General features: G+C 67.8%; 8 protein-coding genes and 2 pseudogenes. 6 read left to right on the top strand and 4 right to left on the bottom strand.

Annotation, left to right across the window (positions count from 1 at the left end; all coding sequences use genetic code 11):
- Positions 1-105: 105 nt before the first annotated feature.
- The 4 genes and pseudogenes from MKK54_RS15320 to MKK54_RS15310 all read left to right on the top strand — a co-directional run.
- Positions 106-3,861 carry a GAF domain-containing protein gene (locus MKK54_RS15320; protein WP_244012053.1) on the top strand — a complete coding sequence of 1,252 codons (3,756 nt, stop codon included), beginning with the start codon at positions 106-108 and terminating at the stop codon, positions 3,859-3,861.
- A gap of 145 nt (positions 3,862-4,006) precedes the next feature.
- Positions 4,007-5,722 carry a sensor histidine kinase gene (locus MKK54_RS15315; RefSeq protein ID WP_244012052.1) on the top strand — a complete coding sequence of 572 codons (1,716 nt, stop codon included), beginning with the start codon at positions 4,007-4,009 and terminating at the stop codon, positions 5,720-5,722.
- A gap of 84 nt (positions 5,723-5,806) precedes the next feature.
- A pseudogene (locus MKK54_RS24785) lies at positions 5,807-6,238 on the top strand (PAS domain-containing protein); the annotation flags it as partial.
- Positions 6,239-6,247: 9 nt separating this feature from the next.
- Positions 6,248-8,563 (top strand): annotated as a pseudogene (locus MKK54_RS15310) (PAS domain-containing protein); the annotation flags it as partial.
- A 36-nt stretch (positions 8,564-8,599) separates the two neighbouring features.
- On the opposite strand, the gene MKK54_RS15295 reads toward MKK54_RS15310, so the two are convergent.
- From MKK54_RS15295 to MKK54_RS15285, 3 genes are all read right to left on the bottom strand, one after another.
- Complete coding sequence (locus tag MKK54_RS15295) at positions 8,600-9,505, bottom strand: SDR family oxidoreductase (RefSeq protein WP_244012049.1); 906 nt, start codon at positions 9,503-9,505, stop codon at positions 8,600-8,602.
- 164 nt (positions 9,506-9,669) lie between these two features.
- Positions 9,670-9,951, bottom strand: coding sequence for a hypothetical protein (locus MKK54_RS15290; RefSeq protein WP_244012048.1), 282 nt, complete (start codon positions 9,949-9,951; stop codon positions 9,670-9,672).
- Positions 9,952-10,017: 66 nt separating this feature from the next.
- A complete protein-coding gene (locus tag MKK54_RS15285; protein ID WP_244012047.1) occupies positions 10,018-10,371 on the bottom strand; it encodes a hypothetical protein in 354 nt (117 codons plus the stop codon).
- A gap of 278 nt (positions 10,372-10,649) precedes the next feature.
- On the opposite strand from MKK54_RS15285, the gene MKK54_RS15280 reads away from it, so the two are divergent.
- Together MKK54_RS15280 and MKK54_RS15275 are read left to right on the top strand one after the other, a co-directional pair.
- Positions 10,650-11,078: a LexA family protein gene (locus tag MKK54_RS15280; RefSeq protein WP_244012046.1), complete on the top strand. Its 429-nt coding sequence runs from the start codon at positions 10,650-10,652 to the stop codon at positions 11,076-11,078.
- The gene (locus MKK54_RS15275; RefSeq protein ID WP_244012045.1) at positions 11,075-12,364 is read left to right on the top strand and encodes a Y-family DNA polymerase; all 1,290 of its coding nucleotides are present in this window, start codon (positions 11,075-11,077) and stop codon (positions 12,362-12,364) included. The genes MKK54_RS15280 and MKK54_RS15275 overlap by 4 nt, the downstream gene beginning before the upstream one ends.
- A gap of 367 nt (positions 12,365-12,731) precedes the next feature.
- On the opposite strand, the gene MKK54_RS15270 is transcribed toward MKK54_RS15275, so the two are convergent.
- Positions 12,732-14,561, bottom strand: a complete 1,830-nt coding sequence (locus tag MKK54_RS15270; RefSeq protein WP_244012080.1) for a cation:proton antiporter — start codon at positions 14,559-14,561, stop codon at positions 12,732-12,734.
- Positions 14,562-14,634 lie beyond the last annotated feature (73 nt).

Here is a 14,634-nt window from a genome sequence, read left to right as displayed (position 1 = left end):
CCCGCTCGTGGACATGGAGCGTATCCCAAGCCTTCGGACCAGGCCCGGTACGCCGCCGGGGTTATCGTCGGAGGACTTCCGCCTCAAGCTTCGGAAAACCGGACGATGATCGCACGGCCCCCCATCCCACCGGAGGTCGAGGTCCCCTTCAGGCTCGCGGCTCTGGATGCGTACGACATCCTCGATACACCGCCGGAAAAGGGTTTCGACGACATCGTCCTGCTAGCACGCAAGGCGTGCGGCACCTCCGTGGCGCTCATCAGCCTGGTGACGGGTGACCGGCAATGGTTCAAGGCCCGGGTCGGCTTCGAGATGTGCGAGACCTCGCTCGACGGTTCGGTATGCGCACATACGCTCGGCCGGTCCGAGATCCTCGTCATCCCCGACCTGACGCAGGACCCGCGGACCCGCGCGAACATCCTCGTGACGGGCAAGCCGTACATCCGCTTCTACGCCGGCGCTCCCTTGGTGTCGTCGAACGGCGAGGCCATCGGTTCCCTGTGCGTGATCGACGGAACCCCCCGTCCGGAGGGATTGACACCGGACCAGCAGGAATCCCTGCGGGCCCTCGCGGGGCAGGTGATGGCCCAGCTGGAACTCCGTCGGGCCCTGGCGGAGCGTGACAGCATGCTCGCCGGCCAGCGTGCGACCGTGACCCAGCACGAGGCGCTGCTAGCGGTCCAGGAAGCCATGGCGGCATCTGGTGACGGCCTCGATGGCATCCTCAAAGTCGTGGTGGACGGCGCCATGCGGGCATTGCCCCAGGCCGAAGGCGCCGTCGTAGAGATGCGCGAGGGCGACGAACTCGTCTACCGCAGTGGAACGGGCAGCCTCGGCCGGCATTCCGGCTTGCGGCTTCCGGTCCATAACAGCCTGGCCGGGGCATGCCTGCTATCTCGGACGGCGCGGGTCGTGGCCGACGTGTTCGATGACCCGAACGTCAAGCGGACCGTTGCCGAACACCTCGCGCTGCGCTCTTGCGTGGTCGTACCGCTCTATCGCGCCGGCGAGGGCATCGGCGTCCTGAAGGTGCAGTCGAGCCGGGTCGGCGCCTTCACCGAGCGTGACATGGAGGTCGCCGGCCTCTTCGCCGGCACGGTGGCGGCCGGGATTTCCCAGGTCGGGGAGGCGGAGGCCCGTCGCAGCGCCCTCGTAAGTCAGAGCCGCTACAAGGCGGTGTTCGACAGCGCCATCGACTACGCCATCATCGTCCTCGACCGGGACGGCATCGTCACCGACTGGAACGCCGGGGCCGCCACTATCCTCGGGTGGGAGCCCGGCGAGATGTGCGGCAAGCCGGCCGACACCTTCTTCACGCCAGAGGACCGCGAGGACCGCATCCCGGCCAAGGAGATGGCGGCCGCCCTGGAGACCGGGCGCGGCACCGACGAGCGCTGGCACCTGCGTGCGAACGGCGAGCGCTTTTGGGCGAATGGCGAGATGATGGTCCTGCGCGACGAGGCCGGCGAGGCGGTCGGCTTCGTCAAGATGCTGCGCGACCGGACGGAGCAGCGCCTCGCGGCCGAGGCGCTCCGTATGCAGACCGATTTGCTCCAGACGGTCACCGACCACGTCGGACAGGCCGTGTTCCAGATGGACGAGCGAGGGCTCATCACCTTCGCGAACCCCACCGCGGAGGCGATGTTCGGCTGGTCGGTATCCGAGTTCCACGGTCGCAACCTGCACGAGCTCCTTCACCACAGCCATCCGGACGGCAGTCCCTTCCCCGCCTCCGAGTGCAACTTCGTCGATGCCCTTCGGCACGGCCGGACCATGGTCGACCGCGAGGACACCTTCTTCCGTAAGGACGGCACCACGGTGAAGGTGCTCGCCACCAATGCACCCGTCCACGTCAAGGGGGCGGTGACGAGCGCCGTGCTCACCGTCAGCGACATCACCGCACGCAAGGCGAGCGAGCGTCGCCTCGACCTTCTTGCCCAGGCATCCACGGCATTGCTCGACGCATCGGACCCGGCATCGGCCCTTGGGCCGATCCTGGAGGACGGCGCTGCGGAGATCGGGTTCGACCGGAGCTTCACCTACGACGCCGACATGGCCTACGGCACCCTCGTCCTCACCCACACGGTCGGCGTGGACGATGCGGGCCGGACCGAGCTGCGCTGCACCCCCTTCGCCAGCACGCTCTGCGGGCTGGTGGCCGAACTCGGTCGTTCGGTGGTGCTGACGGACCTGCAAGGGAGCCACGAGCCGCGCCACGCCTTCGCGAAGGCCGCGGGCATCACGGCCTATGCGGGCTACCCAATCCTCAGCCAGGGCAGGGTGAGCGGCGTGATCTCGTTCGGCAGCGGGGACAAGGCCGCCTTCGACGACGAGACCCTGACGTTCTTCGAGACGGTCGCACGCTTCCTCTCCATCGCCCGCGAGCGCTTGGAAGACGAACGGAAGCTCACCGCGAGCGAGGCCCGTTGGCGGGGCCTGTTCGAGAACATGCAGGAGGGATTTTTCGTTGGCGAGGTCGTGCGCGACTCGGACGGCAAGGTTTCGGACTACCGGTACCTGAAGATCAACCCGGCTTTCTCACGTCAATCCGGGTTGCCCTCCAACTGCGTCGGACGCACCATCCGGGAGTTCGTGCCCGACATCGATCCGGGCCTAATCGCCACTTACGGGCGGGTAGTCGAGACGGGTCGACCGACGCTCTTCGACATCACGGTTCCGGGTCTCGGACGCAGCTTCGAGGTGCGGGTCAGCCCCGATCGCGGCGAACGCTTCACCTGCCTCTTCCTCGACGTCACGGCACAGCGCGGGAATGAGGCCCGCCAGGCTGCGCTGATCGAGCTCGGCGACCGCCTGAGGAACCTGAGCGACCGCCCCTGCATCGCCGCCGTCGCCGCCGAGATCGCCGGACGCACCCTCGGGCTCAGCCACGCCGGCTACGGCACCGCGGACGCCGACCGGGAGACCATCACCATCGAGCGCGACTGGTCGGCGCCGGGGCTCGGGACCATCCCGCGGGAGCATCGCTTCCGCGATTACGGGTCGTATATCGAGGAGCTCAAGCGCGGGGAGACGGTCGTCATCGACGACGTCACCACGGATCCGCGTTCGTCCGAGGAGGCGGCGTCCCTCGTCGCGATCCAGGCCACCTCTCTCGTGAACATCCCGCTGATGGAGCACGGTCGCTTCGTGGCGCTGTTCTTCATGCTGTCCGGGCATGCCCGCACCTGGACCGCCGATGAGATCGGCTTCCTGCGCAACGTCGCCGACCGTACGCGCTCCGCCATCGCCCGCTCCGAGGCGGAGGGCCGGCAGGACCTGCTCAACCACGAGCTCAGTCACCGGATGAAGAACCTGCTGGCCATGGTCCAGGCCATCGCCACCCAGACCCTTCGCGGCGCCACCGACATCGTGGCGGTCGGAGAGAAGCTGTCGAAGCGCCTGATCGCCCTCGGCAAGGCCCATGACGTGCTGCTCGGCGGCACCGCTGAGGTCGCCGGGCTCGACGAGGCGATCCGCGGCGGCATCGGTCTTCTCGACGACGGGTCGGGGCGCATCACCTACGAAGGGCCCGACATCCAGGTCGGGGGACCGGCCGCCCTGTCCCTCGGCCTGATGCTGCACGAGCTTTCCACGAACGCCGCGAAGTACGGGGCCCTGTCCCGTCCCGAGGGACGCGTGTCCATCACGTGGTCGGTGGACGGTGAGGATGGCGAGCCGATGGTGCACCTGGCTTGGCGCGAGAGCGGCGGCCCTCCCGTCTCGCCGCCTTCACGGAAGGGGTTCGGGTCGAGGCTCATCGAGCGGGGCCTGGTCGCCCAGGTCGGAGGTACGCTGAAGCTGGAATACCCCTCAGCCGGGGTCACGTGCCTGGTGGAGGCCCCGTTGCGGGGGTTCCAGTAGGATGCCCGATGCCCCGTCGTGTCGTCGCCGGCATGCCACGTCCGATCCATACGCCTCCTGGCGATGCCGCATGGAACGGCGCGCCCTTCCGGCGCCCCCAAACGTCCCGGTCCCCCAAGGTGCCGCGTAGGACCTCGTGCAAGCCATGTCCCTGACGACCCGCATCCTGCTGCTGGTGCTTCTCGCCCTCGCCCCCGCCCTCGCCATCCAGGGCTACAACGAGTTCGCCCTGCGCACCGCCCGCGACGCGGCCGTGCGCGCCGATACGATGGCTACCGCCCGTACCGTCGCCGAAGACCTGTCGCAGGTCGCCGACATCGCACGGCAGGCCCTGAACTTCGTGGCGCAGGACCGTACGATCAGGGCGATGGAGCCCCCGGGCTGCACCGAATACCTGCGCGGTGCCGTCACGGACAACCCGTACCTTGCGGTCCTGGCGCTGACCCGGCCCGACGGAACCGTCGTGTGCAACAGCATCGGGTCGGCTGCCGGCTCCTATACGGTACCCGACCGCGCCTACCAGCGTCGGGCTGTCGCGGAGAACGGGTTCGTCATGGGGACCTACGCCCGCGGCAATGCCTCCCGGAAGGACTCGCTGCATTTCGCGCAGCCGCTGCATGATGCGGAAGGCAAGACCATCGGCGTCCTGGCGGCGGCGGTCGACCTCGATTGGCTCGACAGGTACCTCAGGCGTAACCTACGGCTGCCCACGACCTCCGTCACCGTGGCGGACGGCGACGGGACCATCCTGGTACGCTACCCGGACGGGGGCGGCTGGATCGGCAAGCCGATCCCGGCCGAGCGGCAGCGCATCCTGACGGATCGGGGCGAGGGCGTCCGCGTAGACCTCGGCATCGACGGCCGGGAACGCGTCCTCGCCAACGCCAAGCCCTCGGGCGCCGCCTCCCCCGCATGGGTCACGGTCGGCCGCGACCGGGACGTCGCGTTCGCGGACGTGGACGCCGCCACGCGACGTGGGCTGGTGCTGATAGCGCTCGGTGCCATCCTCGCCTTCGCGGCCGCCCTCCTGGCCGGACGTGCCTTCATCCGCCGACCCTTCGACCGTCTGCTCCGGACGGCCTCGCGGTGGCAGGCCGGCGACCTCGCCGCACGCAACGGCCTCGACGGTGGCGACGAGTTCGGCAGGCTCGGGCGCAAGCTCGACGCGATGGCAGCGACCCTCCAGCGCAACGAGGCGGAGCTCAAGGACGAGATCCGCAATGGCCGGGCCATGCAGGAGCGTCAGGTCACGATGCTGCACGAGCTGAACCATCGCGTTAAGAACACGCTCGCCACGGTCCAGGCCTTGGCGAGGCAATCGACCCGCGGCGGCGATGCCCCCGGGGAACGCCTTGAGGCGCGCATCCTCGCGCTGTCGAAGACCCACGATCTGCTGACGCGGGACGACTGGTCGGGCGCCCCGTTGCGCGCGGTGCTCAAGAACGAGATCGACCCCTATCGCGGCGACGAGGTCCGGTTCGTGCTGGACGGTCCGGACGTCGACCTGCCGCCGCGCCACGTTCTCTCCCTCGGCATGACCCTGCATGAGCTCGTCACCAACGCCGCCAAGCACGGTGCCCTGTCGGTCGAAGGAGGCGAGGTCCGTGTCGCATGGTCCGTAATCGTCGACGAAGGCGGTAGGCGTCGTCTGCGGCTGGATTGGCGAGAGGCGGGAGGACCGCCCGCCTCGCCGCCGGCGCGTCGCGGCTTCGGAACCCGCCTGATCACGGTCAGCGTCGAACGTGAGCTCGACGGGACGGTGGCCCTCGACTTCGCCAGATCCGGGCTGCACGTGGCCGTGGACGTCCCGTTGACCGACATCGGTTCGGTTCATCTCAGTCCGCTCGCCACCGCTCACTGACCGGACATCGAGGAACGGGGCCGGTGTGGCGTCCCGCCCTAGATCCTCTCTCGTGCAACACAATCGCGCGCTAACCTGGTCCGCATGCACCCCGTGATACTTCCGGGACCCGAAACCCTATCCCGTGAGCAACTCGAAGCCGAGGTCCGCAACCTGCGTGCCCGGTCGGCCTCGCTCGCCCAGATGTTCGAACAGGCCCCGAGCTTCATCGCCCTGCTGACCGGATCGGAGCATCGCTTCGCGCTGACCAACGCAGCTTACCAACAGGTCGTCGACCATCGCGACGTGATCGGTCGCACCGTGGCGGAGGCGCTCCCGGACGCGGCCGCGCAAGGCTATGCGGACCTGCTCGACGAGGTTTTCCGCTCAGGCAAGGCACACAGGGCCACGGGCGCCAGGTACGACGTCCAATCGACGTCGGACGGTCCGGTCAACGAGCGCTACCTCGACTTCGTCTACCAGCCGATCACCGACGCGCACGCGGCGGTCAGCGGCATCTTCGTCGAAGGGCACGATGTCACCGAGCGTACTCTCGCCGAGGCCGCCCTGCGGAAGAACGAGGCGCGCTACCGCACGCTTTTCGAGAGCATCGAGGTCGGGTTCTGCATCGTTGAAATGAAGTTCGAGGGCACGAGCGCCATCGACTACCGCATCCTGGAGGCCAACCCCGCCTTCGTCCGCCAGACTGGCGCCGACGTCGCCGGCAGGTGGGTGAGCGAGTTCGCGCCCGACCTGGAACGGCACTGGTTCGACACCTACGGCGGCGGCGCACTGACCGGCGAGCCGGCGCACTTCGAGCACTACGCCGACGTGTTCGGACGGTGGTTCGACGTGCGCGCCCTGCGGACCGGCGATCCGGCCGCGAACCATGTCGCGATCTTCTTCTCGGACATCACCGAGCGCCGAACCATCGAGAAGCGTGCCGAGTCCGGCGAGCGCGAGCTCCGCCTCATCACGGACGCGCTGCCGGTCCTGATCTCCTTCATCGGCGCCGATCACGTCTACCGCTTCGCCAACAGGGCCTACGACGACTGGTTCTCGATCCCCGCCGAAGCGGTCGTCGGCCGGGACGTGAGGGAACTCCTCGGCCCGAAAGGCTACGTGGCCCGCAAGCCTCACATGGACCGGGCCCTGGCGGGCGAGGCGGTCACCTTCGAGCTCGACTGGCCCCGCCGCGACGGGGAACCGCGCATCGCCGAGATCCGATACCTGCCCCGCCGCGCCGCGAACGGGACCGTCGACGGCTTCCACGTGTTCGTCCACGACGTCACGGCACGTAAGCGAACGGAAGCCGGCCTCGCCCGTCAGGTCGCGGCCCGTACGGCCGAGCGCGACCAAGTCTGGCAGGCGTCGTCCGATATGCTCTGCGTGGCCAACCTCGACGGTTACTTCGTCAGCCTCAAACCGGCTTGGCCGGCGACGCTCGGCTGGAGCGAGGCGGAGTTGCGGGCCCGGCCCTTCCTCGACTTCGTGCATCCCGAAGACGTCGCCCCCACCCTGGCGGCCGCGGCCGGCCTGGCGCGCGGCGAGCCCCAGATCACCTTGGAGAACCGTTACCGCCACAAGGACGGCGGCGATGTCTGGCTATTATGGAACGCGGTGCCACGGGACGGCCTGATCTACGCCTCAGTGCGAAACGTGACCGGGATCAAGCGCCAGGCCGAGGCGCTTCGCCTGACCGAGGAGGCCCTGCGGCAGAGTCAGAAGATGGAGGCCGTAGGCCAGCTCACGGGCGGGCTGGCGCACGATTTCAACAACCTCCTGGCTGGCATTTCGGGTTCGCTGGAACTGATGCAGACCCGGATGGCGCAGGGCCGCCTCACGGAGATCGACCGGTACATGACGGTGGCCCAAGGCGCGGCCAAACGCGCCGCCGCCCTGACCCATCGCCTGCTCGCCTTCTCGCGCCGCCAGACCCTAGACCCCAAGCCCACGAACGTGAACCGCCTCCTCACGGACATGGAAGAACTCGTCAGGCGCACGGTCGGGCCGGCCATCCACCTGGAGGTCGCGGCCTGTCGGGGATCTGTCCGGCCCTAATCGACCCGGGCCAGCTTGAGAACGCGCTGCTGAACCTCTGCATCAACGCTCGCGACGCGATGCCGGACGGCGGCCGCATCACCATTGAGACGGCCAACAAGTGGATTGACGAGGCCGGTGCCCGCCAGCACGACATGCCGCCGGGGCAGTACCTCAGCCTGTGTGTCAGCGACACCGGCACGGGCATGTCGGCCGACCTGTTGGCCAAGGTGTTCGAGCCGTTCTTCACCACCAAGCCCCTCGGCGAAGGCACGGGGCTCGGCCTGTCGATGGTCTACGGATTCGCACGCCAGTCCGGCGGGCAGGTCCGGATCTATTCCGCGGTCGGCGAGGGTACGACCGTCTGCCTCTACCTGCCGCGCCACTATGGCGAGGCCGGAGAGGATAGACGTCGCCAGACGGCTTGCCGAGGTCGGACGGGCCGGCCAGGGCGAGACGGTGCTGATCGTCGACGACGAGCCCTCGGTGCGCATGCTGGTCACCGAGGTCCTTGAGGATCTCGGCTATACCGCCATCGAGGCCGCCGACAGCGTGTCCGGCCTGAAGGTGCTGCAGTCGGATGTGCGCATCGACCTGCTCGTGACCGACGTGGGGCTACCCGGCGGCATGAACGGTCGACAGATGGCGGACGCCGCCCGTGAGCGGCGTCCCGACTTGAAGGTGCTGTTCATCACCGGCTACGCCGAGAACGCCGTCCTCGGTAACGGGCACCTCCGACCGGGGATGCAGGTCCTGACCAAGCCGTTCGTGCTGGAGACGCTCGCGACCCGCATCAAGAATCTCATCGCCGCCTCCCTATGAGGGCGACGGCATCCGAATGGCGGAAGCCGCTTAACGCTACGCGGTGCCGTTACCCCCGGTGGCGCCGTAGACCTCGCCGGTGACGAAGCTCGCCTCCTGCGAGGCCAGGAACACGTAGATGGGGGCGAGCTCGACCGGCTGGCCCGGCCGGCCCAGGGGCACCTCGGAGCCGAATTTCTCGACCGCCTCCTGCGGCTGGCCGCCCGAGGGCTGGAGCGCGGTCCAGAACGGGCCCGGCGCGACCGCGTTCACGCGGATGCCCTTCTCGATGGACTGCTTGGCCAGCGCCTTCGTGAACGCGATGATGCCCGCCTTGGTGGTCGCGTAGTCGACCAGGATCTTCGGCGGGTTGTAGGCGACGACGGACGCCGTGTTGATGATCGAGGCGCCGGCCGGGAGCAACGGCATCGCCGCCTTGGTGATCCAGAACATCGCGTAGAGGTTGGTCTTCAGCGTCAGGTCGAACTGCTCGTCCGTGATGTCGCCGATGTCCTTCTGGTTCGTCTGCTTGCCGGCGTTGTTCACGAGAATGTCGAACCCGCCGAGCTCGACCACGGCCTTGTGGACGAGGGTCTCGCAGAACGCCTTGTCGGTAATGTCGCCGGGCAGCAGAACCGCCTTGCGCCCTTCCGCCTCGATCAGCTTGGCGACCTCGTGCGCGTCGGGCAACTCGGCCTCGACGAAGCTGAGGGCCACGTCGGCTCCCTCGCGCGCGAACGCGATGGCGGCGGCGCGGCCGATGCCGCTGTCGGCCCCGGTCACCAGGGCTTTTCGGCCAGCCAGGCGACCATGTCCCTTGTAGCTCGTCTCTCCATGGTCCGGCTTCGGGTCCATCGCCTTGGCGAGCCCAGGGGCCTCTTGCGGCTGACGCTTGAAGGGAGGCTGCGGGTACTGGGTGCGGGGGTCCTGCATCGTCAGGCGATGTTTCACGGCATCCGTCATTCTGGAATCCTGGAAAATGCGGTCGGATCAGATCGACCGCGGAAGGGCAGAGACCCGCTCATGCCCGGGCCCGTGAAAATCGTGTCGTGGCGACGGGAGTTCCGGTGGGACCCGCGCGAGCAATCGTCACCCGGAAGGGTCGCCTGCTGGAAAGGGGTGGTTCGTCAGGGCCGCGCTTCCAGAGAGGCCACCTCGTCGCCATCCCATCGAACGTGAAAGCCGGCCTCATTGGTCGCTTCGGCCACGACCGCCTTCCAATCGGACTGGGGGCGGTCGGCGGCATGCACATGGACGAGCTCGCAGATCCGCGTGACGCTGCCGACGGACGTGGCTCCCCGTGCGGACCAATGGCGGTTCAGGCTGGCGAAGGCGACGTCGTACAACGCAGCCTGTTCCGCGGCGGCGAGGTCCAGTCGCATGTCCTCGAATTCGGCTGCCCCGAGCATCGCTTCACCCTTTCATGTCGATGGATACCGATCCGGACCAATTCCGGACCGGCCGAAGCGGGTTACCTACGGCAGGGCGCCGATCATGCCCTTGGCCTCGCTCATGGTGTTCTCACAGGCGCGCTTGTCACCGCGACGGTCCTCGTCGGTCGCCCGGATGATGAGGGTTCTTGCGATTGCGACGTGGTCGGCCGTCGAGACGGTATCGGGATCGCTCGGGGCATCGAGGCGCACCGTGGTCACGGCACGGGGAGACCCGGTGCGGACCGTGTGGCCGTCCTGCAGTCCGGCGACCTCAATGGCGCCGGCGCTGTCAAGGCGGCGCTCGATGGTGCCGATCTGCTCTGCGCATGAAGAAGCGAACGCGGGAAGCGGCGCGAGCGCGATGAGAACTATGGATAGGGCGGGCACGATGCGCATTGGAACGGCTTTCGGCGAGGTGGCAGCATCGTGGCGGCGTTCGACGAACGCCTGGCCCGATGCCGTCCCTCACGCGGCGATGCAAGGGTAGCTTCCGTCCAACGGCTCAGGGCCCGCGAATGTTGCACTGCAACACGAGACGCCGGGCAGGGCTGCGTTGGGCACGGGCTGGACCCGAGCGCGCGTCCTGACATCTAGCCTCCCCGACGAAGCGTAGCTGCTATACGGAACTCCATAAACGTGTTCTGCTTTTGTTCCTGGATTCGCGGAGGAGCACCATGCACATCAGCGGCGTCACCATCGGCTTTCCCATGCCGGTCCCCCTTCTTGCCAAGCCGGTCCGGGCCGGCTTCCCGAGCCCGGCGGACGACTTCATCGAGGAGGAGATCGACCTCCAGCGTCTGCTGATCGTCAATCGCCCGGCCGCCTTCCTGGTCCGGGTCGCCGGTGACAGCATGATTCTCGCCCGCCTGTTCGACGGTGACCTCGCCATCGTCGACCGGTCACTTACCCCGCGTACCGGCGACATCGTCGTGGTCGACATCGACGGGGAGCGCTCCTTCAAGGTCTGGAAGCGCCAGGGACCGCGGATCAGCCTCCACTTCGCCAACCCGCGCTTCCCCGAGTTCCAGCTCTCCCCCGATGCCGTGATCGAGGTTTGGGGGGTCGTCTCCGGGTCCGTCTGCGCAAGACGCCGCTGCGAATGAGCGCCAAGGCCTACGCCCTCTCCGATGGAAACTCGTTCTACTGCTCGTGCGAGCGGGTTTTCGACGCGCGCCTAGCCAAGGTGCCGGTGATCGTACTGTCGAACAACGACGGCTGCGCCATCGCCCGCACGGCCGAGGCCAAGGCGCTCGGGATCAAGATGGGCGACCCGTTCTTCAAGATCCGCGATATGTGCAAGGCCCGGGGCGTCCGGGTCTACTCCTCAAACTACGCTTTCTACGGGGACATGTCGGCCCGGGTGAACGCGGTCTACCGGGACTTCTCGCCCCGCATCGAGATCTACTCGATCGACGAGAGTTTTCTGGACGTCTCCGACGTACGGGAGCGCGACCGGGAGTCCCTCGCCCGCGACATGCGCGAGACCGTCCGGGCCTGGACCGGCATCCCGACCTGCGTCGGCATCGGTCCCACCAAGACGCTGGCCAAGCTGGCGAACCACATTGCCAAGAAGAACCCCGTTCTCGGCGGTGTCTGCGACCTGACAGACGACGAACAATACGACCACTGGATCATCCGTGTTCCGGTGGCCGACATCTGGGGCGTCGGCCCGGCGAACGCCCGCCGCTTGGAGGCTCTCGGATGCGACAACGCCGCGGACGTCCGCGACCTCGATCCGAAGGTCGCCCACAAGGCCATGACCGTGGTCGGCGAGCGGCTCGTGCACGAGCTCCGCGGCACCCCCTGCCTCGACCTGGAGACGGTCGCCGCCACCCGGAAGGGATGCGCCGTCACCCGGTCGTTCTCGGAGCGGGTCGAGGATCGCGCCACCATGGAGCAGGCCGTGGCCACGCATGCGTTCAGGCTCGGGGAGAAGCTCCGGCGCGAGGGATTGGCCACCAACCACGTCACCGTCTTCTTCCACACCTCGGAGCATGACCGCGACCGACCGCAGCGTTCGGTCTCGACCCTGGTCACGCTGCCCGAGGCGACCAGCGACACCCTCGCCCTGCTGAAGGCGTGCCTACACGGCGTCCGCAAGACCTGGCGGGACGGGTACCGCTATTCCAAGGGCGGCGTGGTCACCACCGACCTGATGCCGCTCGCCACTTCGCAGCGGGCGATGCCCGGCCTTGGGCAACTCGAACGGGAGATGAGGGCGGCCCTCATGGAGGCGCTCGACGCCTGCAACCATCGCTTCGGACGCGGGGCGGTCGTCCCGGGGGCGGCAGGGTTCGCCCCGAATCACGAATGGTCGACCAAGTTCGAGATGAGGTCGCCCCGCTACACCACCAGGATCGACGAGCTTCCAGTCGTCAGGGCAGCCTGAGGATCGACAGTGGCCTGGATGGATCGCATCACCTACCTGCCGAGCGGAACCCGACGTTTGGTCCCCGGGAGGAAGGCTTCTTTCGACCCAACATGGTTGTACATGCTGTTGCGAGCGTCGCCCGTAAGCGGACGTTGCCCCAAGGTCGGCTAAACGACGGGAAACCAATCGTTGCAAGCATTGAGCCCGCGCCGGTTCAGAACTTGATTCAGACAATGGTCCGACATACTAAAAGCGAGTATAATCTGAACGCTAGCTCGATGGCTTAAACAGATCGCTCATGACGGTCCGTCCAAACCATCGATCCCCTGGATAGCCACGGCTTTTTTCCACTGGGGCACGAAAAACGTCATGAAGAACGTTTGTTTCACAGGAGTACGGGCGCGATTTCGTCGCGCTCAATGCTCGACGCCTTGACGACCGGAGAGCGAAGGACGAGCAACCTTCCATCTACGGATGCCTCCCTGGGCTCATGGTCGGCAGAGGAGAGTTCGATGACACCGTCCGCGCCTATCGAGAGCAGGCGGAGGTCGCCCTCGGCATGGTTGTCGTCAAATCCGACTAAGGCGAACCCCCATCCCGCTTCGTGCCGTCCGGCCATGGCATCGAAGTCGAGGTTCCCGTCCCCGAGTACCTTGCCGCGGGCATCCCGGCTGACCCCGGTGTCTTCGTGCAGTAGGTGGTCGGCCGAGGGCGCGAGCTGGTAGACCCGCTCCCGGCCGAGTTCGGGGGCCAGCCGCGTGCACACAAGGGCGTTGTAGAGTTCGTCCCGGGTGGCGGCGATCAGGTGGTCCGGCGGATGGTCGGCCAAGCTCTCCTCGGCGTGACGTGACAGAAGCTCGACCTGCAACGTCGGCACCCCGGCTTCCCGTGCCGTTCGCAGGGCGCCAGGATAGGTGTCCACCAGCACGACCGGCACACTCGCTCGATGCAGCGCGATCACGAGATCGCTTGCCCATGGGGAGGCTCCGACGACCGCGAGGCGCTGCGTATCGGCGGCGGTCGAGAGGCCGAACCTGCGCGCGAGCGGTGCCAGTGAGAACCCGTGGGCGAGCACGGTCGAGACGATGACCGCGAACACGGTCGGCTGGATGAGGTCGCCGCCGGCATAGCCGGCCGCGCTCAGCCTCGGACCGGCAAGGCCGGCCACGGCCGCCGCGACGATGCCGCGCGGCCCGATCCAGCCAACGAATAGGCGTTCGCGCCACGAGAGGTCGCTGCGCAGGGTCGCGAGCCAGATCGCCGCCGGGCGCACCACGAAGAGGACCGCCGCCGTAAGTCCCAGAATCGGCAGGGTCAGCTTGCCGAGGACGGCGACGTCGAGGTCGGCGGTCAGCACCACGAACAGGCAGGACACCAGAAGGACGACGAGAGCTTCCTTGAAGCGGCGCAGTTCCCCCAGCCCGGGCACGTGCCGGTTGGCAAGCGCGATGCCGAACACGGTTGCGCCGATCAGGCCGGCCTCGTGCATCAGCAGGTTCGGTACGACGTAGGCGACGAGTGCGAGCGCGAGCAGAACCGGCGTCTTCAGCGTCTCCGGGATGAGGTCGCGCCGGAATGCCCAAGCCACGAAAAGCGCCGAACCAACGCCCAGTCCGCTGGCGACGAGCACGCCCTCCGCGAGGTGGAGCGCGAGGGAACCCACCGCTTCCTCCGCCACGTGGTTGGGCACTTCGACGAGGATCTCGATGACGACTGCCGTGAGGATGGCGCCGACCGGATCGTTGACGATGGCCTCCCACTTCAGGAACGCGGCCGAGCGGCGCTCCAGGCGGGCATGGCGCAGGAGCGGCAGGATGACGGTCGGTCCGGTGACGACGAGGATGGCCCCGAACACAGAAGCCGGCCCCCACATCATCCCGCCGATCAGGTGGGCGGCGAGCGTGCCAAGAACGAAGTTGATGGGCAGGGCGAAGGTGGTGAGCCGGAGTACGCCCTCGCCGGACGCACGAAGTTCACGGAAGTCGAGGGCGAGACCGCCTTCGAAGACGACGATGGCCACCGCCAGGCCGATCAGCGGCCGCAGATTCGGACCGAACTCGGCGGACGGGTGCAGCCAGCCGAGCACGGGTCCGACGAGGAACCCGACCCCGAGCAGGAGGACGATGGCCGGGATGCGCAGGCGCGCCGCGAGAACCTGGGCCGCGATGCCGCCGCCCACGATGCACAACACCGCCGTTGCCACGCTAGTTTCCATCAAAGCGCTCCAGGCCGGATCGTCGTAGGCCCGGGAACCGTCCGAAAGCCGTCGGTGGTTCGTCCGCATCACC

It is taken from the genome of Methylobacterium sp. J-068, assembly GCF_022829445.1.
GTDB lineage: Bacteria > Pseudomonadota > Alphaproteobacteria > Rhizobiales > Beijerinckiaceae > Methylobacterium.
The sequence above is the reverse complement of the archived record's forward strand: the minus strand, read 5'-3'. Positions and strand labels throughout refer to the sequence as shown.